The organism is Devosia oryziradicis (assembly GCF_016698645.1).
Lineage (GTDB): Bacteria > Pseudomonadota > Alphaproteobacteria > Rhizobiales > Devosiaceae > Devosia > Devosia oryziradicis.
In genome coordinates this window covers 309,189-328,769 of record NZ_CP068047.1, presented here as the reverse complement: position 1 = coordinate 328,769, position 19,581 = coordinate 309,189, and the positions used below count along the sequence as shown (strand labels likewise).

The 19,581-nt window shown below is 64.6% G+C and carries 22 protein-coding genes; 16 read left to right on the top strand and 6 right to left on the bottom strand.

What is annotated here, in order from left to right; genetic code table 11:
- Positions 1–334: 334 nt before the first annotated feature.
- On the top strand, positions 335–910 hold the full coding sequence (locus JI749_RS01565; protein WP_201657850.1) for a ribosome hibernation promotion factor: 576 nt from the start codon (positions 335–337) through the stop codon (positions 908–910).
- A gap of 49 nt (positions 911–959) precedes the next feature.
- Positions 960–1,427 carry a PTS sugar transporter subunit IIA gene (locus JI749_RS01560; protein ID WP_201657847.1) on the top strand — a complete coding sequence of 156 codons (468 nt, stop codon included), beginning with the start codon at positions 960–962 and terminating at the stop codon, positions 1,425–1,427.
- 72 nt (positions 1,428–1,499) lie between these two features.
- Here the strand turns inward: JI749_RS01560 and JI749_RS01555 are convergent, their stop codons facing one another.
- Both JI749_RS01555 and JI749_RS01550 read right to left on the bottom strand, forming a co-directional pair.
- Positions 1,500–1,787, bottom strand: coding sequence for a DUF1150 family protein (locus JI749_RS01555; protein WP_201657844.1), 288 nt, complete (start codon positions 1,785–1,787; stop codon positions 1,500–1,502).
- A 15-nt stretch (positions 1,788–1,802) separates the two neighbouring features.
- Positions 1,803–2,222, bottom strand: coding sequence for an Hsp20 family protein (locus tag JI749_RS01550; RefSeq protein ID WP_201657841.1), 420 nt, complete (start codon positions 2,220–2,222; stop codon positions 1,803–1,805).
- A 123-nt stretch (positions 2,223–2,345) separates the two neighbouring features.
- Here JI749_RS01550 and JI749_RS01545 point away from each other — a divergent pair, with 123 nt between their 5' ends.
- The 7 genes from JI749_RS01545 (at position 2,346) to pheT (ending at position 9,341) form a co-directional block, all read left to right on the top strand.
- Positions 2,346–3,188 (top strand): glycosyltransferase family 2 protein, encoded by an 843-nt coding sequence (locus JI749_RS01545; protein WP_201657838.1) that lies wholly within the window; start codon positions 2,346–2,348, stop codon positions 3,186–3,188.
- A gap of 159 nt (positions 3,189–3,347) precedes the next feature.
- Positions 3,348–3,548 (top strand): 50S ribosomal protein L35, encoded by a 201-nt coding sequence (gene rpmI, locus JI749_RS01540; RefSeq protein ID WP_035099236.1) that lies wholly within the window; start codon positions 3,348–3,350, stop codon positions 3,546–3,548.
- Between the two features lie 20 nt (positions 3,549–3,568).
- Entirely contained in the window at positions 3,569–3,970 is a 402-nt protein-coding gene (gene rplT / locus JI749_RS01535; RefSeq protein ID WP_201657835.1) for a 50S ribosomal protein L20, read from the top strand.
- A 291-nt stretch (positions 3,971–4,261) separates the two neighbouring features.
- On the top strand, positions 4,262–5,392 hold the full coding sequence (gene pheS / locus JI749_RS01530; RefSeq protein WP_201657832.1) for a phenylalanine--tRNA ligase subunit alpha: 1,131 nt from the start codon (positions 4,262–4,264) through the stop codon (positions 5,390–5,392).
- Position 5,393: 1 nt separating this feature from the next.
- Positions 5,394–5,804: a hypothetical protein gene (locus JI749_RS01525; RefSeq protein WP_201657829.1), complete on the top strand. Its 411-nt coding sequence runs from the start codon at positions 5,394–5,396 to the stop codon at positions 5,802–5,804.
- Between the two features lie 66 nt (positions 5,805–5,870).
- Positions 5,871–6,911 carry an ASCH domain-containing protein gene (locus JI749_RS17570; protein ID WP_201657826.1) on the top strand — a complete coding sequence of 347 codons (1,041 nt, stop codon included), beginning with the start codon at positions 5,871–5,873 and terminating at the stop codon, positions 6,909–6,911.
- A gap of 12 nt (positions 6,912–6,923) precedes the next feature.
- Entirely contained in the window at positions 6,924–9,341 is a 2,418-nt protein-coding gene (pheT, locus tag JI749_RS01515) for a phenylalanine--tRNA ligase subunit beta (RefSeq protein WP_201657823.1), read from the top strand.
- A 3-nt stretch (positions 9,342–9,344) separates the two neighbouring features.
- Here the strand turns inward: pheT and JI749_RS01510 are convergent, their stop codons facing one another.
- A complete protein-coding gene (locus JI749_RS01510; protein ID WP_201657820.1) occupies positions 9,345–11,069 on the bottom strand; it encodes a sensor histidine kinase in 1,725 nt (574 codons plus the stop codon).
- Between the two features lie 209 nt (positions 11,070–11,278).
- Here JI749_RS01510 and JI749_RS01505 point away from each other — a divergent pair, with 209 nt between their 5' ends.
- Positions 11,279–11,476 (top strand): hypothetical protein, encoded by a 198-nt coding sequence (locus tag JI749_RS01505; RefSeq protein WP_201657817.1) that lies wholly within the window; start codon positions 11,279–11,281, stop codon positions 11,474–11,476.
- On the opposite strand, the gene murB is transcribed toward JI749_RS01505, so the two are convergent.
- Complete coding sequence (gene murB / locus JI749_RS01500) at positions 11,473–12,477, bottom strand: UDP-N-acetylmuramate dehydrogenase (RefSeq protein WP_201657812.1); 1,005 nt, start codon at positions 12,475–12,477, stop codon at positions 11,473–11,475. The two genes, JI749_RS01505 and murB, sit on opposite strands and share 4 nt — an antisense overlap.
- Positions 12,478–12,653: 176 nt before the next feature.
- On the opposite strand from murB, the gene JI749_RS01495 reads away from it, so the two are divergent.
- The 5 genes from JI749_RS01495 to JI749_RS01475 all read left to right on the top strand — a co-directional run bounded on the left by JI749_RS01495 (position 12,654) and on the right by JI749_RS01475 (position 17,147).
- The gene (locus JI749_RS01495) at positions 12,654–13,544 is read left to right on the top strand and encodes a metal ABC transporter substrate-binding protein (protein ID WP_201657809.1); all 891 of its coding nucleotides are present in this window, start codon (positions 12,654–12,656) and stop codon (positions 13,542–13,544) included.
- Positions 13,541–14,446: a manganese/iron ABC transporter ATP-binding protein gene (locus JI749_RS01490; protein WP_201657805.1), complete on the top strand. Its 906-nt coding sequence runs from the start codon at positions 13,541–13,543 to the stop codon at positions 14,444–14,446. The genes JI749_RS01495 and JI749_RS01490 overlap by 4 nt, the downstream gene beginning before the upstream one ends.
- Complete coding sequence (locus JI749_RS01485; RefSeq protein ID WP_201657802.1) at positions 14,443–15,297, top strand: metal ABC transporter permease; 855 nt, start codon at positions 14,443–14,445, stop codon at positions 15,295–15,297. Before JI749_RS01490 ends, JI749_RS01485 begins: the two co-directional genes overlap by 4 nt.
- Complete coding sequence (locus tag JI749_RS01480) at positions 15,294–16,133, top strand: metal ABC transporter permease (protein ID WP_325166755.1); 840 nt, start codon at positions 15,294–15,296, stop codon at positions 16,131–16,133. Before JI749_RS01485 ends, JI749_RS01480 begins: the two co-directional genes overlap by 4 nt.
- Positions 16,134–16,217: 84 nt before the next feature.
- Positions 16,218–17,147, top strand: a complete 930-nt coding sequence (locus JI749_RS01475; protein ID WP_201657799.1) for a LysR family transcriptional regulator — start codon at positions 16,218–16,220, stop codon at positions 17,145–17,147.
- Here the strand turns inward: JI749_RS01475 and JI749_RS01470 are convergent, their stop codons facing one another.
- A complete protein-coding gene (locus tag JI749_RS01470) occupies positions 17,148–17,912 on the bottom strand; it encodes a LytTR family DNA-binding domain-containing protein (RefSeq protein WP_201657796.1) in 765 nt (254 codons plus the stop codon). It lies immediately after the preceding gene.
- 90 nt (positions 17,913–18,002) lie between these two features.
- On the opposite strand from JI749_RS01470, the gene JI749_RS01465 reads away from it, so the two are divergent.
- A complete protein-coding gene (locus JI749_RS01465; RefSeq protein ID WP_201657793.1) occupies positions 18,003–18,500 on the top strand; it encodes a DUF2306 domain-containing protein in 498 nt (165 codons plus the stop codon).
- Here the strand turns inward: JI749_RS01465 and mbfA are convergent.
- Positions 18,497–19,477, bottom strand: a complete 981-nt coding sequence (gene mbfA / locus JI749_RS01460) for an iron exporter MbfA (RefSeq protein WP_201657790.1) — start codon at positions 19,475–19,477, stop codon at positions 18,497–18,499. The genes JI749_RS01465 and mbfA overlap by 4 nt on opposite strands.
- Between the last annotated feature and the right edge of the window lie 104 nt (positions 19,478–19,581).

Here is a 19,581-nt window from a genome sequence, read left to right as displayed (position 1 = left end):
TGCACTTGCGGAGCGTCGGTAAGTGAAGAGCCCTCGGGTCAAGCCCGAGGGTGACGATCTGCGAAGGATAGAGCTTTGAGCAGGGCTCGGCGCGGCAAATCACCACGCCCGCTTTAACCGCCCGCGAAGGCTAAGGCCATTGTGTGGCGATGTCCAAGACATAAACGAACCCGAGGGGGGTCTTGCGCATTGCGTCCCGGGCGCGGGCGGGTCTAGCATCGGCCATGCTGGCTTCCCACATGGATTGGGTAGGCAGCAGACGTGATCCCGAAAACCGGGAACCGGCTTTCGAGATCCTCGCGTCGAACCAGAACGACAAAAGGAAGAGGAAGCCATGACTTTACGCGTTTCGGGAAAGAACATGGATGTCGGCGATGCCCTGCGTGGCAAGGCCGAGGATCATTTCGCCACCGTGGTCGGCAAGTATTTCGACGGCGGCTATGACGGACATCTCACTCTCACCCCCGATGGCATCGGTTTTCGGGCCGATTGCGTAGTCCACCTCGATTCCGGCGCTACTCTGCAGGCCAGTGCCCAAGGCGGCGACGCCACCAGCGCCTATGAAGGCATGGCCCTCAATATCGAAAAGCGCCTGCGGCGCTATAACCGCAAGCTCAAGCAGCGCCCCCGCGGTGTGAACGGCTCGGCCGATGGCCTGACGGCCCAGTATACCGTGTTCGGCGCCAGCGATGACCTGGATGAGCTGGACGAAGACTATGCGCCGCCCGTGATCGCCGAGACCACCAAGAACCTGCGCGAGCTGAGCGTGGAGGAGGCGGTGATGGAGCTCGACCTGACCGGTAGCCAGGTCGTGATGTTCCGCCATGCTGGACATGGCGGGCTGAATGTGGTCTATCGCCGCTCCGACGGCAATATAGGCTGGATCGATCCGGCTCTCGGGACCAATTAAGCCACTTCCCGCGCCAAACATCAGCAGAGTTTATTCTAAGGCAGACTTAATGGAATTGGCCGATATCCTGGCTAAGCGTGCCGTGCTGTGTTGCACGGGCACCAAGACGAAACGCCAGTTATTTGAAGAGCTTGCCGAGCGGGCAGCGGAAATCACCGGACACGACGCGGCCGAAATCCGCGAGGCGATCACCGGCCGGGAGGAGCTCGGCTCCACCGGTCTGGGCAATGGCATCGCCATTCCCCATGGCAAGCTTGCCGGCCTCAAGGGCGTTACCGCGCTGCTGGCCCGGCTGGACCAGCCGATCGACTACGATTCGGTCGACGACCAGCCTGTCGATATCGTGGTGATGCTGCTGGCGCCCACGGGCGCCGGCGCCGATCATCTCAAGGCCCTGTCGCGCGTAGCCCGTCTGCTGCGCACGGAAACCGTGGTCGAGGAGCTCCGCTCTGCCAGCGATGCCGACCAGCTCTACGCCATCTTCACCGCTCCGGTTGCGACACATTACGCGGCCTGAGCGCACACGGCCAAAACAAAAAGGCCCGCGTATGAGACGCGGGCCTTTTTGTTTTTTCGGCGGGCCTGGTCGCTAGTGCAGCGTCGCCAGACCCAGATTCTTGTCGCCCAGCCATTCGATCACGGCATCTTCCGTATCGGTCACCAGCAGCGGCGTGCCATCGGCGGACATGACCAACTGGTAATCGGTCGCCGCGTCGAATTCGGCGTCATGGATCATCAGCGAGAGGATCGCCCCGCGAACCGGGCGGACATAGACCACCGCGTCGCCACCCAAGGCGGCGAATTGCGCGCGTGTCAGGTCCTTGAGGGGATGGTTCAGCGCTTCGGCTGCGGCCATTTCGTTGCGTTTTTCAAACATTTGTCGGCCCTTTCCTCACAATGAGCGAATGTCGATACGTCGGGCGATCTTCTGCGTTTTGGGACGCTCTAGAGCAACAACGAGCATACCATGCCCTAAAGTTGCATCCTTCACGATCATGCCATCGGCAAGAAGGAAGCTCCGCTGGAACTGCCGCGCCGCGATTCCGCGGTGCAGGAACTCCCGTCCGGGCTCGTCCTTCTGCTTGCCGCGGACCACGATCTGGTTGTCCTCGGCCAGCACTTCGAGTTCGCTGGCGCCAAAGCCGGCGACGGCAATGGAAACCAGGAACCGCTCCGTGCCATCAGGCTCGACGGTGCGCTCGATATTGTAGGGCGGATAGCCATCAGCGGACTTTGCCAGCCGATCGACGCGTTCCTCGAAGCTGTCGAAGCCGAGGAGAAAGGGAGCCGAAAACACTGAAATACGCGACATCCAAGCCGTCCTTGATTATCAAGCAACGTATCGGCGCGGACCCAACAATCCTGGCATCGCGCGCCTGACCAGAGATATGGGACAGACCAGGGTCCCGTTCAAGTGCGCCCGGGGAAGCTGCCTATGGACCAGACCGTCGCTGTCATCACACCTGCATGGAAGGCGCAGGACACCATCGTCACCACGGTACAGAGCGTCCTCACCCAGACCCATGCGGACTGGGAACTCTGGCTCATCGCCGATGACGGTTTCGACTACGGAGCGTTCCTGGCCGAGGCTGGCCTTGCCGATCCCCGCTTCCGCTTTCTCTCCAGCGGTGGCACCGGCCGCGGCGCTTCCAACACGCGCAATGTGGCCCTCGAGCAGATATCGGCGCCCTATGCCGCCATCCTCGACGCCGACGACCGGCTGAAGCCGCAAAAGCTCGAAAGGGCCGTCGCCGCACTTGAACATCATGGCATCGTCTCGACCGCGCTCGACGTGATGACCGACGACTTCCGCCACCTTCGCTATGTCGGAGACGGGCCCGATCGCGAACTCTCGCCCGGCACGCACAAGTGGGTCAGCCTCTCGATGGATTCCATGATTGTGTGGGACCGGCGCCGCGCCGACGGTCGCTATGACCCCACCATGAGCAACATGACCGATCTTGAATTCCTGCTGCAGCTCTACCGCACGGTGCCCGCCTCCATGCATCTGGGCACCCCGCTGCACGACTACGTCAAGCGCAGTTCCTCCATGAGCAACGGCAAGAATGTCGCCGAGGGCATGATCCGCTCCAAGACCGAAATCCTGCGCCGCCTGCAGACCGGCCATTATGGCCTGCCGCAGGCCGAAGTCGACGGCGTCGCCGCCTTCCTCACCATCTCGCTGGAAGCAGAGGCAAAGTATGAGGCTGCGCTGGCCGCAACGCCGGGCCTGCTGTTCGAGGATCACCTCGAACCGATGCTGGCGGCGGTCCGATAGGCTCGGCTCGCGGACAGCGCCCCGCTGCCCCCTTGCCATCGCCCCGCTTTCCCCCTATAGACGCGGCTTCTCCGGACCGCCCGGCCAAAAGGCATGCCGTGGCGGTTCTTGAATGCGATGGGCCCAAATCCATCCGACTACTCTTAAAGGACCCGCAAAATGCCCAAGATGAAGACGAAGTCTGGCGCCAAAAAGCGCTTCAGCTTCACAGCGACCGGTCGTGTCAAGGCAGGCGTCGCCGGCAAGCGCCACCGCCTGATCAACCACAACGCCAAGTACATCCGCACCAACCGCGGCACCAAGATCCTGTCCAAGGGCGACGAGGGTCTGGTCAAGTGGTACATGCCGTACAACCGCTAACGCTGAAGGGAAGCTGACACATGTCACGCGTTAAAAGAGGCGTTACCAACCACGCCCGTCACAAGAAGGTCTTGAAGGCTGCCGAGGGCTATTACGGCCGCCGCAAGTCGACGATCCGCATCGCCAAGCAGGCCGTCGAAAAGGCCGGCCAGTACGCCTACCGCGATCGTCGCGTCAAGAAGCGCAATTTCCGCGCCCTGTGGATCCAGCGTATCAACGCTGCCGTGCGCGACCACGGACTGACCTATGGCCGATTTATCGACGGCCTCAGCAAGGCTGAGGTTGCCGTTGACCGCAAGGTGCTGAGCGATCTGGCGATCACCCAGCCCGAAGCGTTTGGCGTGCTGGTCGCAAAGGCCAAGGCTGCTCTGGCATATCTCGAAGGCGTCGAAAAGACGACCCACGAGCGCGTCACCGCCTAATCTACCCAGCTTCGCTGAGGTCAAATAGCGCCTTGCGCCGCCCCATAAAGGCTGGCGCAGGGCGTTTTGTTTTGTGCTGGTTAGGAAACGTGGGCTCCCCTCCCCCTTGAGGGGAGGGGCGGGGGTGGGGGTCCATCAGCGCTTCACCCAACCACCCCCTCCCTCGATCCCTCCCCTCAAGGGGGAGGGAAGGCCGACTTCAGGATCGGGGCCGCAAGACACGAATTTTCCCCCTGACTCCGCCCGCCCAAAATGCTCTAACCGCCGCAATCGTCCGAGTTGAGAAATACCATGTCCCTCGATAGCCAGATCGCCACTCTCCGCGCCGATCTCTCCGCCGCCATTTCGGCCGCTGCCGACGAAGCCGCGCTGGACGCAGTGCGCGTCGCCGCCCTGGGCAAGAAGGGCAGCGTCTCGGCGCTCCTCGCCTCGCTCGGCGCGATGCCCCCCGAGGAGCGCAAGAGCGCCGGCCCCGCCATCAACGGCCTCAAGGGCGAGGTATCCGCCCTGATCGAGACCAAGAGCGCTGCGCTCAAATCCGCCGCGCTCGATGCCCGGCTCAAGGCCGAGACCGTTGACATTACCCTGCCTTTGCAGGCCGCTCCCACGGCCAGGGGCCGCATTCACCCCATCAGCCAGACCATCGACGAGATCACCGCCATCTTCTCGGACATGGGTTTCTCGATCGCCGAAGGCCCCGATATCGAGACCGACTATTTCAACTTCACCGCCCTGAATTTCCCCGAAGGCCACCCGGCCCGCGAGATGCACGACACGTTCTTCATGAAGCCCGGCGCTGACGGCGTGAAAAAGGTGCTGCGCACCCATACCTCGCCGGTGCAGGTCCGCGTCATGCAGAAGACCAACGAGAAGCCGGCGGCCGGCTACATGACGCCGGCCATGGACCCACCCATCCGCGTGGTGATTCCCGGCCGCACCTATCGCAATGACAGCGACCAGACCCATACGCCGATGTTCCATCAGGTCGAGGGGCTCGTCATCGACAAGTCCAGCCATATCGGCCAGCTGCGCTGGGTGCTGGAGGAATTCCTCAAGGCCTATTTCGAGGTGCCCAACGTCACCCTGCGCTTCCGTCCCAGCTTCTTCCCGTTCACCGAGCCGTCCATGGAAGTGGACGTGCAATGCGATCGCTCTGGCGCCGAGGTCAAGATCGGCGAGGGCAGCGACTGGCTCGAAATCCTCGGTTGCGGCATGGTCCATCCCAATGTCATCCGCAATGCCGGCCTCGACCCTGATGTCTACCAGGGCTTCGCCTGGGGCATGGGCATCGACCGCATTGCCATGCTGAAATACGGCATGCCGGACCTGCGCGCCTTCTTTGATGGTGACCAGCGCTGGCTGGATCACTACGGCTTCCGCCCGCTGGATTTGCCCACCCTCTTCGGTGGGCTGAGCAGCTAGGATGCGCTGGGCCTGGTCAACCTTGCTGGCGCTGTTGCTCTCGAGTGCCCCCGCTTTTGCCGAGGTACTCGAATGCAAGCCTAATAGCTTCGGCTATTGGTCGGGGGGCGAGGCGCAGGCGACGATTCTGACTGACGACGAGCAGCAAGCCGCCGGCTTCACTATCGACCTCCAGTCCGGCGCTTACCACCAGAACTGGAACGATGGCGTCGACCCGGTCGATGTCACCTATGAAGTCATCTATGGCGGTGCCTATGGGGACGAGGCCGATTTTATCGGCTGGCATGAGGCGACGCGCTCGCTGATCCGCATCCGCACCAACAATGAAGAATTCCAGTTCGTGCACGATCACGATCGCAGCCTGGATGTTGGCACCTGCAGCTTTATCTCGCGCGAGGGTCAGTATGACTGAAACGCTGCGCAATGTACCGGCTCTCGCCGCATTGACCGCTCGCGTCCAACGTGAGGCGCCGCCGCAATGACCCTCCCGCCGCAATATGCCAATTCCATCCAGTTCAGCTTTGGCGACTCGCCCGAGCTGGCCGAACAGTTGCTGGCCCTGGTTCTTTCCGGCAAGAAAACCGCCACCTGCGGCGCCCTGCGCGACTATGGCCCGGGCAAGGAGCCGCTGCCGCAGGTCGGCCGCCGCGATATCGTGCGCAACGGCGCCGGCGAACCCGCCTGCGTCATCGAAACCCGCGGCGTCGAGATCAAGCGCTTCGATGACATCCAGCCCGGTTTCACCGACCGCGAAGGGGAGGGCGACTACGCCGCCTGGCGCGCGGGACACGAGGCCTATTTCGCCCGCAATGGCGGTTTCTCGCCCGATATGGAAGTGGTCTGCGAGACCTTCCGACTGCTCGAGGTGCTGCCGGCCGGCCGCGATCTCTACAATCAGGTCGCTTCGCCCATCTTTATCGTCACCGATATCGAGAGCGATGGCCCCACGCCGCTGCACAATTCCATGCTGAGCTTCGCCTCGGTCGCCATCGAGGCCGATGGCACCCTGCATGGCGAGTTCGAAGCCCAGCTCCATCAGCGGCCCGATCGGACGCCCAACGAAACCACCATGGCCTGGTGGGATACCCAGCCCGAGGCCTGGGCCGCCACCACCACCGATCCCGAAGAACCCTCGGTGGTCATGCCGCGCTATGCGGACTGGGTCGAGAGCTTTCCCGGCCACAAGGTCTTCGTTGCCGCGCCGATGATCTTCGATGGTTTGTGGATGGACCACTATCTGGACGAATTTGCCGGCACCCGCGTACTGTCCGGCCCGTTCAAGGGCCGGCAGATCTTCCGCGGCGGCGGCATCTGCCTTTACACCATGGCCGGAACCCTGCGCGGCGCGCCATATCTCGATTGGGGCATGAGCAAGCTGCCGGCCGAATTCTACGGCCACATCGCCCACACCCACAAAGCCATCGACGATGCCCGCGGCTTCGCCAATGTGCTTGTCGAACTGATCAAGCTTTCCCGTGCCTTGCCGCCCATATCCGGCAGCAAGTCCGACTTCCGATAAGGTGCCACAGCAATGAAATTCACCCTCGACTGGCTCAAGGAGCACCTTGATACCGATGCCTCGCCGGCTGAAATCGGCGAGACGCTGACCAAGGTCGGCCTCGAACTCGAAGGCATGGAAGACCAGGGCGAGGCGCTCTCGGCTTTCGTCACCGCCCACATCGTCTCGGCCGAGCAGCATCCCAATGCCGACAAGCTGCGCGTCTGCAAGGTCGATGCCGGCACTGGTGAGCTGATCGACGTGGTCTGCGGCGCCCCCAATGCCCGCACTGGTCTCAAGTCGGTCTTCGCCTTCCCCGGCACCTATATTCCGGGCAAGGACATGACCATCGGCAAGGGCAATATCCGCGGCCAGGTCTCCAACGGCATGCTCTGCTCCAATGCCGAGCTGGAGCTCAGCAACGATCATGATGGCATCATCGAGCTGCCGTCAGATGCGCCAGTCGGCATCAAATATGTCGACTATGCCGGCATCAATGGCGTCGTCTTCGATATCTCCATCACGCCCAACCGCGGCGACGCCACCGGCGTCTATGGCGTGGCACGCGACCTGGCGGCCTTCGGGCTGGGCACGCTCAAGGCCACCGACATGTCGCCCGTGCCTTCCAGCGGCCCGAGCCCGATCGCCCCGTTGCCGCACCAGTTCGGTCCCGACGAGCCCAAGGCGATCCGCAAATTCGCCGGCCGCTATCTCAAGGGCATCAAGAACGGTCCGTCCCCGGCCTGGCTGCAGCAGCGCCTGCGCGCCGTGGGCCTCAGGCCCATCAATACCATCGTCGACATCACCAACCTGGTGTCGCTCGGCTGGGGCCGACCGCTCCATGCCTATGATGCCGACAAGCTCAATGGCCAGCCGGTTTTGCGCAATGCCCGCAACGAGGCCTTCGATGCGCTCGACAACAAGATCTACACCCTCGACGAGACCATGACCGTCATCGCCGACGATACCGGCCCCCTATGCCTGGGCGGCATCATGGGCGGCATCCGCTCCGGCGTCACCGACGAAACCGTCAACGTCTTCATGGAATGCGCCAGCTGGGACCCCGAGCTCATCGCCCGCACCGGCCGTAAGACCGGCATCGTCAGCGACGCTCGCTACCGCCTCGAGCGCAATGTCGATCCGGCTTTGACCGAGCCCGGCCTCCAGCTCGCCACCCGCCTCGTGCTCGAACTCTGCGGTGGCGAGGCGATGGAGCCGGCCATTTCCGGCGGCGACATCTTCCCCAATACGGTGGTCGAGTTCCCGCTGAGCGAGATCCGCCGCCTCACCGGCCTTGATGTCGAGCCCATGATCGTCACCGCAATCCTCTCCCGCCTCGGCTTCGAGATCGCAGGCAAGGGCGATGTCTTGACCGTCACTGTTCCCTCCTGGCGCCCAGACGTGACGCAGAAGGCGGACCTCGTCGAAGAGGTCATGCGCATGGTCGGCGTGGACAATGTCCCGGTCGAGCCGCTGCCGCGCCTCAGCCACGTCGCGCCGCGCATGCTGACCAATATCCAGAACCGCCGCCGCATCGCCCGCCGCGCGCTGGCCGCCCGCGGCCTCGACGAGGCGGTCACCTGGAGCTTCATCAGCCACGATGAAGCCGCCCGCTTCGGCGGCGGGCAGGAGAGCCTCCAGCTCGCCAACGCCATCGCTTCCGACATGACCGACATGCGCCCGTCCCTGTTGCCGGGCCTGCTCGCCGCAGCCCGTCGCAATGCCAACAGGGGCACCTCCGACCTGGCCCTGTTCGAGGTCGGCCAGGTCTTCCTCAGCGATGCGCCCGAAGGCCAGCATACCTATGCATCCGGCATCCGCACCGGTACGGCCCGGTTGGTCGGTTCGGGCCGCCACTGGTCCGGCAAGGCCCAGCCCGTCGGCGTCTTCGATGCCAAGGCCGATCTGGGAGCCGTCCTCGATGCGCTCGGCTATGACATCGACAAGGTCCAGCTCTTTGCCGAGCCGGCGCCCTGGAGCCATCCCGGTCGCGGTGGCCGGGTCGCCCAGGGGCCCAAGACCCTGGGCTGGTTCGGCGAACTTCACCCCGCCTGGGCGGCCGAGCTCGATATCGACTTCCCGGTCGCCGCCTTCGAACTCGATCTAGATGCCTTGCCCGAGCCGCGCAAGAAACCGACCAAAACCAAGCCGGCGCTCGACCTCTCGGCGCTGATGCCGCTCACCCGCGACTTCGCCTTCGTCGTCGACAAGACGGTGACGGCAGGCGCCATCCTCAAGGCCGCGCGCGGGGCGGACAAGGCGCTGATCAAGGACGTCAATGTGTTCGACGTCTTCGAGGGCAGCCATGTCGGCGAGGGCAAGAAGTCGGTCGCCATCGAGGTGACGCTGCAGCCAGCGGATAAGACCCTGACCGACGAGGAAATCGACAAGGTCTCCGCCGCCATCATTGCCGCCGTCACCAAAACCTCCGGCGGCGTGCTGCGGGCCTAGTTCCTAGGCCCTCCGGGTCACCGCGCTGATCGGATGGAACGGCCCGGCGCCGGACACCTGCCGTCCGGCCAGCGCCGTTTCCGCGGCGATGATGGTCACCACCAGGCCATCGGGCGCATAGTCGAAATTGACCGTCGCCCCCAGGTCGGCCGCCAGGGCCCGCTCGATCATGCGCGAGCCGAAACCTTTCCTGGTGGGCACGTCCACGGCCGGTCCACCGCTTTCGCGCCACGTGATCACCAGCTGCCGTCCATCGGTCAGGGCCCAGCCGATGGCCACGCGCCCGGCTTCGTTGCGCAATGCGCCGTATTTGGCAGCATTGGTGCACAGCTCGTGCAGCGCCATGGCCAGTGACAGCGCCGCCTTGGCATGAAGGTCCAGCTCCGGTCCCGCCAGGGTGAAACGCGGCCGCTCCGCCTCGCTGAAGGGCCCGATGGCGGTATCGATCACGGCCTTGATGTCGGCGCTCTCGCTGCTCTGTGCCGTCAGCAGCTTATGGGCGTCGGCCATCACGGCAAGGCGGTTGTAGAAGCTTTGCAGCGGTGCATCTGGAACATTGGCTTCCTTGAGACTCTGCCGCGCCAGCGCCTGTACCGTCGCCAACAGGTTTTTCACCCGGTGATCGAGTTCGCGCGCCAGGAGATCGCGGTGCTGTTCCGCCTCGGCCTGCGCGGCCTGGCGTTCGCCCAGCTCGTCCAGCAGATCATCGATCGCCTGCCCGATCTGGTGGAATTCCGCCCGGCCCCGCGGCATGCCGGTGCGGGCCGCGTGGTCTCCTGCGCGCCAGGCGCGAATGGTGCCAAGCAGGCGCAGCACCGGCCGCCGGATGAACTGCCGCCCGAAGCTGAGCGCCAGCAGCAGCGCCACCACCCCGCCGATTCCGGCCAGCAGCAAACTGCGCACGCTCGCTTCGTTGATCGGCGCCATGCTCTCGCCCAGCGGCAGGCCGGCGCTGATATAGAGCCCCAGCGCTTCGCTGGCCGGCTGGTAGCCGACGATCCGTTCGCTGCCATCGGCACTCACCACCTGCAGCGTGCCCGGTTCGCGTCCCTGCAGTCTCGGCATGAAGCTTTCGGAAATCTTGGTGCCGACATACCGCTCCGGCTGCGGTTCGCGCGCCAGATAGGTGCCGTTGCGGTCGGCGATGGTCATGGCGCCGCCGCCCAGGTCGGGCCGGTCCTTCAGCACCGCGCCCAGATAGTCCAGCCCCACCGCCGCCAGCACATAGCCCAGTACCGAGCCATCAGGCGCCGTGCGCCGCGTGCCCAGCAGCAGGCCTGGCCCGCGCGAGGTCTCGACATATTCGCCCACCCGGAAGAAGTCCGTCTCCAGCGCCTTGCGCACGCCTGCGCTTTCAGCCGGCCGCAGGTCGTCCGGGTCGTGGCTGTTCGAGCAGACGCTGTTGCCCTCACGATCGGTAATGTTGATGACCATTACCTGCGGCAGCAGCGCTCCCAGCCGATCCATGTATCCCTGGCATTCCGGTCCGCCCGCCAGCACCACCGGCGCATTGGCCGCGGCCACCATCAAGGCGCCCGCGCCGGTCAGGATGCGCTGCATCTCCAGCGCTGCCAGCTCACTCATGCGCAGGGCATAGGCATGCACTTCGGCCTCGCGCGTCTTGCGCAGGCTGAACTCGTTGAAGCCAAGAATGGCCAGCGCCGGCAACAAGGCGACCGCCGTGAGCAGCAGCAATCTCTGGCTGAGCGTCAGGCTTGGCGCTTTCATGCCCCCTCCGACATGGAGGCGAACCGGCCGCTCGCCCTGCGTCCAAAGTTATCCGGATTGCGCCGGCTGACGCCAGTGCAAATGTGCACGGACGGCGCCATGCCCGTTCCGCTCAAACGATGGCAAATGCACCAAATTGGCGCGGTGCGCTTAACCGGCCATTCTCCGTCGCTTTCCATGATCGCCAGGGGGAGGGTTGTGGATGCACCATGACCTCATTGCCGGACCACCGCTACGAAGCCGCTCGCGATCATCTGCTGCAAGCTCTGGCCATTATCCCGCCCGAGGGCGCCGACGTCATTCGCCTGTTGGTCGAAGAGGCCGCGCGCCGCTGTGAAGCCAAGGCCTATGAACAGGTGCATGACCTGTTGCCCCTGAGTCCCGTACCTCCGCTTGGCCAGCACTAGAGCAGTTCGGGCTCGCGCTTGAGCGCAATGGCAAAGCGCTGCTGCACCGTTTCGACCACATGCTCGGCCAGCGCCATCAGGTCGGTGCGCGTGGCTCCGCCATAGTTGACCAGCACCAGCGCGTGGCGCTCTGACACCCCCACTGGTCCGCTGCGATAGCCCTTGAGCCCGGCCTGTTCGATCAGCCACCCTGCCGAAAGCTTGATCGTGCCATCGGCCTGCGCATAAGCCGGTGCCGTCGGGTTGGCTACGCCAAAGGCGCGGCCGACCGTCGCCGAAACGATGGGATTGTGAAAGAACGAACCGGCATTGCCCAGTACGCGCCAGTCCGGCAGCTTGGACGTGCGGAGCGCGATCACCGCATCCATTACCCGCGCCGGGTGATCTACCGATCCCAGCCCCGACAACTCGCGATAGCTCAGTTCCGGCTCGCCATTGCGCTTCAGCTGCAGCCGCACCGTGGTCACGACGTATCGCCCGGGCTGCTCCTTGAACACGCTATGCCTATAGGCGAAGCGGCAGTCGGCCGCCCCGAGGGTTACCACGCTGCCGGTCGTCCGGTCATAGGCATCGAGCGAGTGGAAGCGATCGCATAGTTCCACCCCATAGGCACCGATATTCTGGATCGGCGCCGCCCCCACCGTGCCGGGGATCAGTGCCAGGTTTTCCAGCCCCCACAGGCCCTGCGCCACCGTCCAGGTCACCAGGTCATGCCAGGTTTCGCCCGCCTGTGCCTCGAGCAGTACCGCCCCATCGGCGCCTTCGCTCAGCGACTTGCCCCTGGTCGCCATGAGCGCGGTAATGCCCTCATAGTGTTCACCAAGGATCACGTTGCTGCCGCCCCCGAGCAGTCGCACCGGCAGGCCGTCGCGTTCCGCCTGCGCGAACAATTCGGGCAGCTCGCTCGCATCCTCGATCCGGCGCGCATAATGCGTGCTGGCCCGCAGCCCCAGCGTATTGTGGCCGGTCAGGTCGAAATTCAGCGGCATCGGAGAAGTCATCGGCGCTCGGCGGGCAGGGAACGTTGTTGCACTTAGCGCTGTTGCGCCATGCGCCGCAAGCGTGCGCGCCATGGCCGTGGCCGCCATGGCCGGATCACAGTCACCCTCATCAGATTTGCTATTGCGAATGATTTGCAATTGCACTACTGATCTCGTGTTCTGATTTGGAGTGATCGATGCATCGCCATGCCTTTGCCGCTCTTGCCTTCTCGGCAGCCCTCGTGGCCAGCCTGCCCGTCGCCGCTCAGGATCGTCTAAAGGCCGTCACCACCTTCACCATCATCGCCGACATGGCGGCCAACGTGGCCGGCGATGCCGCCGATGTAGTCTCCATCACTAAGCCCGGCGCCGAGATCCACAATTACCAGCCCACCCCGGGCGACCTCATTGCGGCGCAGGATGCCGACCTCATCCTGTGGAACGGGCTCAATCTGGAGCAGTGGTTCGAACAGTTCCTCGCCAATCTGGGCGACGTGCCGTCCGTCGTGGTCACCGAGGGTATCGAACCCATGGGCATCGGCGAGGGCCCCTATCAGGGCAAGCCCAATCCCCATGCCTGGATGTCGCCATCGGATGCGCTGATCTATGTGGAGAATATCCGCAAGGCCTTCGTCGCCGCCGATCCGGCCAATGAAGCGACCTACAATGCCAATGCCGCCGCCTATTCGGCCAGCATCACCGCTACCGTGGCCCCCATCCGCGCGGCGCTCGACGCCATCCCGGAGGACCGGCGCTGGCTGGCGACCTCCGAGGGCGCCTTCAGCTACCTGGCCCGCGATTTCCGCCTCAAGGAGCTCTATCTCTGGCCCATCAATGCCGATCAGCAGGGCACCCCGCAGCAGGTGCGCCATGTCATCGACGCCGTGCGCGCCAACGCCGTACCCGCCATCTTCTCGGAATCGACCATTTCCCCTAAGCCGGCCGAACAGGTCGCGCGCGAAACCGGCATCAAGTATGGCGGCGTGCTCTATGTGGACTCCTTGTCGGAACCCGATGGTCCGGTGCCGACTTATCTCGACCTGCTCTCGGTCACATCAAGCACCATCGTACAAGGCCTCACCCCATGAACGATCTGAGCACCGCCGCGCTGCAGCAGACAACTGCGCCCGGCCTTGATGTGCGCGATATCACGGTCGCCTATCGCAACGGCACCACTGCCATCAAGCATGCCAGTTTCACCATTCCGCGTGGTTCGATCACCGCCCTGGTGGGCGTCAACGGCTCAGGCAAGTCCACCCTGTTCAAGGCCATCATGGGCTTCGTGCCGCTGGCATCGGGCGCGGTGGATATCCTGGGCGTTCCCGGCAGGCAGGCGCTCAAGCGCAACCTCGTCGCCTATGTGCCCCAGTCCGAGGATGTCGACTGGAATTTCCCCGTGCTGGTCGAGGATGTGGTGATGATGGGCCGCTATGGCCATATGGGGATGCTGCGCCGCCCGCGGCCGGTCGACCACCAGATGGTCACCGCGGCGCTGGAGCGCGTCAACATGCTCGAGTTTCGCCATCGCCAGATCGGCGAGCTCTCGGGTGGGCAGAAGAAGCGCGTCTTCCTCGCCCGTGCCCTGGCGCAGGAAGGGCAGGTGATCCTGCTCGACGAGCCCTTTACCGGCGTCGATGTCAAGACCGAGGATGCCATTGTCGCCCTGCTGCGCGCCCTGCGCGACGAGGGCAAGGTCATGCTGGTCTCGACCCACAATCTCGGTTCGGTCCCCGAATTCTGCGACCGGACCGTGCTGGTCAAGGGTACCGTCCTTGCCTCCGGTCCGACCTCGGAAATCTTCACCCGCGAATGGCTGGAAATCACCTTCGGCGGTGCCCTGCGCCACTTCGTCCTCGCCGGTGCGGGCCTGCATGACGACGACGATCCGCGCCACATCTCGGTGCTGACCGACGATGAGCGCCCGCTCGTCATGTATGGCGAAAAGGGCAAGATGACCCACAAGCAGTCCGATCCGGTGGACGGTCAATGATCGAGACGCTGCTGCTGCCCTTCTCCTACGGCTACATGATCAATGCCATCTGGGTCTCGGCCCTGGTGGGCGGCGTCTGTGCTTTTCTCTCGGCCTACCTCATGCTCAAGGGCTGGTCGCTGATCGGCGACGCCCTCAGCCACTCCATCGTCCCCGGCGTCGCCGGCGCCTATATGCTGGGCCTGCCCTTTTCCATCGGCGCCTTCTTCTCGGGCGGGCTTGCCGCCGGCGCCATGCTCTTCCTCACCCAGCGCACCAAGCTCAAGGAAGACGCGGTCATCGGGCTCATCTTCACCGCCTTTTTCGGCCTGGGCCTGTTCATGATCTCGCTGTCGCCCACCGCGGTGAACATCCAGACCATCGTCATGGGCAATATCCTGGCCGTCACGCCCGAGGACACGCTGCAACTGGTCATCATTTCAGTGGTGACGCTGGTGGTGATGTTCTTCATCTGGAAGGACCTCATGGTCACCTTCTTCGACGAAAGCCACGCCCGCTCCATCGGCCTCAACCCGCCGCTGCTCCGGGTGATCTTCTTTACCCTGCTCGCGGCCTGCACGGTCGCGGCCATGCAGACCGTCGGCGCCTTCCTCGTCATCGCCATGGTGGTCACGCCCGGTGCCACCGCCTACCTGCTGACCGACCGCTTCCCCCGGTTGATCCTCATCGCCATCGCCGTCGGGGCGCTTTCGAGCCTGGTTGGCGCCTACATTTCCTTCTTCCTCGATGGCGCCACCGGCGGCGTCATCGTCGTGCTGCAGACGCTGGTCTTCCTCCTCGCCTTCGTTTTCGCCCCCAAGCACGGATTGCTGGCCGCCCGGCGTAAGGCGGCAGCGGAGATCGCCTCGTGAGCGAGTTCCTCACCTACGCCCTCTGGCCGTTCCAGTTCCCCTTCATGACCTCGGCCATGCTGATCGCGGTGATGGTCGCCATCCCCACGGCGCTCCTCAGCTGCTTCCTCGTCCTCAAGGGCTGGTCGCTGATGGGCGATGCCATTTCCCACGCGGTGCTGCCCGGCGTGGTCCTGGCCTATATCGTCGGCCTGCCCCTCGGCATCGGCGCCTTCGCCGCCGGTATGGGCTGTGCCCTCTCGGTGGGCTATCTCAAGGAGAACAGCCGCATCAAGGAAGATACGGTCATGGGCGTGGTCTTCGCCGGCCTCTTTGGCCTGGGCATCGTGCTCTACACCTCCATCCAGACCGATGTGCATCTCGACCATATCCTGTTCGGCGACATCCTGGGCGTCTCGCCCGCCGACCTCCTCCAGACCGGCATAATCGCCCTGGTCGTCTCGCTGATCGTCCTCGCCAAGTGGCGCGATCTGCTGCTCTTCACCTTCGATGCGCAACAGGCCGGCGCCATTGGCCTGCCCGTGCGCGTGCTGCACTATGGCCTGCTGGCGCTGCTGTCGCTCACCATTGTCGCCGCTCTCACCGCAGTCGGCATCGTGCTGGTCATTGCCCTGCTCGTCGCGCCCGGCGCCATCGCCTATCTCATCTCCAAACGCTTCGCCCCCATGATGCTGATCGCCGTGACCGTTTCGGTTGTGAGCTCCCTGGTCGGCATCTATCTCAGCTTCTTCATCGACAGCGCGCCGGCGCCCACGATTGTGCTGCTGATGAGCGCCACCTTCATCGTCACCTTCATCCTCACGACGCTGCGACGGCCCCCAGCAGTGGTCGCCTAGCCCCTGTTCCGTCCTTCCGCATCGCAATCCCCGATGCTAAGCTCGAAATCTGCAACGGATTTCCCAGCGTCATAAGCCAAACCGATGGACCTCGATCAGCTTCGCACCTTTGACCGCATCGTGCGCGAGCAAAGCTTCACCCGGGCCGCGGCCTATCTGAACATCACCCAGGCCACGGCCTCGATGCGTATTCGGGCGCTCGAGAGCCTCTTGGGCGTTACCCTCTTCCAGCGCGGCCGCACCGTGACCTTGACCGATCAGGGCATGACCTTCCTGCCCTTTGCCCGCCGCATCATCGGCACGGTGCAGGAGGGGCGCGAGGCCCTGCGCCGCGTCGAGCGCGGCCGCATCGCCATCGCTTCGCTGCGCAGTCTCGTCTCGCCGCTCATCACCGAGCCGCTTCTGCGCTTCCAGGAGAAATATCCCGGCGTCGATGTGGTCGTGAACGAAGGCCGGCAAGCCCAGATCGCCGCCATGCTGCATGAGCGCGACGTGGAGATGGGCATCCTCTGCTGGCCCAATATCGATCCGCTGGTCGTCGACCTGGTTCCACTGCTGATCATGCGCGAGCGCGTGCCGCTGGTGGTGGCGCCCGAAATCGCCGCCCGCCTGCCCGCCCAGCCCACCATCGAGGACGTGCTGGCGCTGGTGCCGCGGGTCATCTCGCTGCGCTGGTGGCAGGCCGAGCCGGAGACCGCCGCGGCCTTGGTGCGCATGGCCCAGACCAGCGTCGAACTGCCCACCGGCCCGGCCCGGCGGCTGGCCATCAAGGGACAGGGGCTGGGCTTCTTCGTCAATTCGGCGGTGGCCGACGACGTCAAGGCCGGCCGGCTGGTCGAGATCGCGCACACCAATTTCGAGCCCCTGCATCGCGACACCGCGATGGTCGTGCGTTCGGTCGCGGCCCTCGAGCGCGACATGCTGGCCGATTTCGTGCGCGAAATCGCCCTCGAATGCGGAAGTGTCGGAGCTATCATCGACAACCGGCTCGATGCGCTGGCCGGCGCCGCCTGATCAGGTCAGGAGTCCGGCCGCCCTTGCATCGGCCAGATAGCTGCGGCTGATCGGCACGATGGCGCCATTTTCCAGTTCCAGCACCGGCTTGCCCGCCTGCCGCGTGGCGCGGCGAACGGCCGACAGCGCCACCCAATGCGAGCGATGCACCTGCAGGCCAGGCACCGGCTCGGTTTCGCGAATGGCATCGGACAGCCGCAGCAGCAGCAGCGCCCTCCCCCTGTCGGTGGTGACTTCGACATAGTGGTCGGCCACTGCCAGATGCAGCAGGCGGCCCCGCTGCGGCAGTGGCAGCCGCTCGAGCAGCGCTGGCGTTCCGTCCGCAGTCGCACCGGCCGGTTGGGTCCGCCCGAAAATGGCGCCAAGCACGGTTACGGCCGCCGAGATCGCCACGCAGTAAACCATCAGCGTCACCGCATCGATGGGTGGGAACCACATGCCATAGGCAGCGACATTGATCAGCATGACCACCAGCGCGATCGGCACGCCGGCGATGCCGCCCGCAATGGCAGCTGCCACCAGCCGGTGCAGACGGGTCGCCAGCATACGCTCGGTTGCGCCGGCAATCAGCGTGCCCGTCACCGACGTGCCCAGCACGACCGCCAGCCAATAGGCCACGCGCGCCAGCGGCGGCATCTCGAATGTGCCGAATGGCCCGACCAGTCCCACCACCAGGCCCAACAGACCCAGCGCGGCCCAGATCCGCAGATCGCGCGCCATGGCATGCATTTCACGAAGCGTGGATTGCAGGGTGGTGAAGTTCACGTAGCAGAGCCGCCATTGGCGTAGGGAACGTTGCGGCGCGGACTGTAGCCGATCATCGAAGGCTGGCAATCCCCAGCCAGGTCCTTTCCAATGTCGCTCGAACCTCTTCTGCAAGCCCCCCTCGCCATCCAGATTCACGCCTTCTCGGCCGTGGCAGCCTTTCCCCTCGGCGCCTTCGTGCTGTGGCGGAAAAAGGGAACGCGCCTCCATAAGCTGCTGGGCCGCATCTGGGTCGTGCTCATGCTGGCCGTGGCGACGAGTGCGCTGTTCATCCATGAGATGCGGTTGATCGGCCCTTTCAGCCCGATCCACATCTTCTCGATCGTGACCTATGTCACCCTCTATAGGGCGCTTCGGGCGATCATCGTGGACAAGAATGTCGCGGCGCATCGCGCGGGCATGCAGGGCGCCTATCTCTGGACGCTCATGCTGGCCGGTGCCTTCACCTTCCTGCCAGGGCGGCGCATGCATATGGTGCTGTTCGGGCCCGATGCCGGCTGGACGCCCTCACTGATCGTCATCGGCGCGGCCATGCTCGGCGCCTGGCTGCTAGCGCGGCGCCTGCGCCCCCGGCCGGCCGCGGCCTAGGCGCTGCCGATCAGGATCCCCGCGGCAAAGACCAGCGAGCCGCCGAGCACCACCTGCAACACGGCCCGCCAGAACGGGGTCTGCATATAGCGGTTCTGGATGAAGGCGATAGCCCACAGCTCGATGAGAACCACGGCGATGGCAACGGTGGTGGCAATGGTGAAATCGTGGATCAGGTAGGGCAGGGCATGTCCGAGCCCACCTACGGCTGTCATGATGCCGGCCGCCAGCCCACGCTTGATCGGCGAGCCGCGTCCGGTGAGCTTGCCATCATCCGATGCCGCTTCGGTAAACCCCATCGAAATGCCCGCGCCGATCGCCGCTGCCAGGCCCACCAGAAATGTCTGGTGCGTATCGCCAGTGGCAAAGGCCGCCGCAAACACCGGCGCCAGCGTCGAGACCGAGCCATCCATCAGGCCCGCCAGCCCCGGCTGCACATAGGTCAGGACGAACTGGCGATGGGCCTCGCTCGATTCGCTGTCGCGGCCTTCGGCGCCCAGCACGTCCGCATCGATGCGGTCGGCCGCGTCGGCATGCTTGCGCTCCTGCGCCGCAAGGTCGCCCAGGAGCTTGCGGATGCCGGCATCCTGGGTCTGCTTGGCCGCCTCCATATAGAAGCGGTAGGCGCCTTCCTCCATCTCCCAGACCTGCAGGCGCACTGCCTCCAGGGTCAACGATTTCATCAGCCAGAGCGGCTTGCGGGCCACGAAGCCCCGCACATGCTCACGCCGGATCGGCACCAGCCGCGCGCCGAAGCGCTCGACATAAAGGTCGAGCAGCCGGCGGCGATGCTCATCCTCCTCCGCCGCCATGGCCTCGAACAGGGCCGCCGAGCCCGGATAGGTCTCGGCCAGCCGCGTGGCGAATTCGGAATAGATGCGGCCATCCTCCTCCTCGGCCGCCACTGCAAGCGACAGGATCTCCCGCTCCGAAAGGGAGGAGAAGGCACGACGGGTGTCAGGGAGGAGAGAAAACATGGCGGCCACAGTTTGGAATGGTTCTAAACATTGATTAGAACCATTCTAAGGTTGTGGCAAGCGGGTGAGACTGGAATCGGCCCAGGACGCGGAGCCTACGCGTC

What these genes read in the sequence shown, in the direction of transcription:
- JI749_RS01565 (WP_201657850.1), top strand. Translation starts at nt 335, where the DNA reads ATGACTTTACGCGTTTCGGGAAAGAACATGGATGTCGGCGATGCCCTG.
- JI749_RS01560 (WP_201657847.1), top strand. Translation starts at nt 960, where the DNA reads ATGGAATTGGCCGATATCCTGGCTAAGCGTGCCGTGCTGTGTTGCACG.
- JI749_RS01555 (WP_201657844.1), bottom strand. Translation starts at nt 1,787, where the DNA reads ATGTTTGAAAAACGCAACGAAATGGCCGCAGCCGAAGCGCTGAACCAT.
- JI749_RS01550 (WP_201657841.1), bottom strand. Translation starts at nt 2,222, where the DNA reads ATGTCGCGTATTTCAGTGTTTTCGGCTCCCTTTCTCCTCGGCTTCGAC.
- JI749_RS01545 (WP_201657838.1), top strand. Translation starts at nt 2,346, where the DNA reads ATGGACCAGACCGTCGCTGTCATCACACCTGCATGGAAGGCGCAGGAC.
- rpmI (WP_035099236.1), top strand. Translation starts at nt 3,348, where the DNA reads ATGCCCAAGATGAAGACGAAGTCTGGCGCCAAAAAGCGCTTCAGCTTC.
- rplT (WP_201657835.1), top strand. Translation starts at nt 3,569, where the DNA reads ATGTCACGCGTTAAAAGAGGCGTTACCAACCACGCCCGTCACAAGAAG.
- pheS (WP_201657832.1), top strand. Translation starts at nt 4,262, where the DNA reads ATGTCCCTCGATAGCCAGATCGCCACTCTCCGCGCCGATCTCTCCGCC.
- JI749_RS01525 (WP_201657829.1), top strand. Translation starts at nt 5,394, where the DNA reads ATGCGCTGGGCCTGGTCAACCTTGCTGGCGCTGTTGCTCTCGAGTGCC.
- JI749_RS17570 (WP_201657826.1), top strand. Translation starts at nt 5,871, where the DNA reads ATGACCCTCCCGCCGCAATATGCCAATTCCATCCAGTTCAGCTTTGGC.
- pheT (WP_201657823.1), top strand. Translation starts at nt 6,924, where the DNA reads ATGAAATTCACCCTCGACTGGCTCAAGGAGCACCTTGATACCGATGCC.
- JI749_RS01510 (WP_201657820.1), bottom strand. Translation starts at nt 11,069, where the DNA reads ATGAAAGCGCCAAGCCTGACGCTCAGCCAGAGATTGCTGCTGCTCACG.
- JI749_RS01505 (WP_201657817.1), top strand. Translation starts at nt 11,279, where the DNA reads ATGACCTCATTGCCGGACCACCGCTACGAAGCCGCTCGCGATCATCTG.
- murB (WP_201657812.1), bottom strand. Translation starts at nt 12,477, where the DNA reads ATGACTTCTCCGATGCCGCTGAATTTCGACCTGACCGGCCACAATACG.
- JI749_RS01495 (WP_201657809.1), top strand. Translation starts at nt 12,654, where the DNA reads ATGCATCGCCATGCCTTTGCCGCTCTTGCCTTCTCGGCAGCCCTCGTG.
- JI749_RS01490 (WP_201657805.1), top strand. Translation starts at nt 13,541, where the DNA reads ATGAACGATCTGAGCACCGCCGCGCTGCAGCAGACAACTGCGCCCGGC.
- JI749_RS01485 (WP_201657802.1), top strand. Translation starts at nt 14,443, where the DNA reads ATGATCGAGACGCTGCTGCTGCCCTTCTCCTACGGCTACATGATCAAT.
- JI749_RS01475 (WP_201657799.1), top strand. Translation starts at nt 16,218, where the DNA reads ATGGACCTCGATCAGCTTCGCACCTTTGACCGCATCGTGCGCGAGCAA.
- JI749_RS01465 (WP_201657793.1), top strand. Translation starts at nt 18,003, where the DNA reads ATGTCGCTCGAACCTCTTCTGCAAGCCCCCCTCGCCATCCAGATTCAC.
- mbfA (WP_201657790.1), bottom strand. Translation starts at nt 19,477, where the DNA reads ATGTTTTCTCTCCTCCCTGACACCCGTCGTGCCTTCTCCTCCCTTTCG.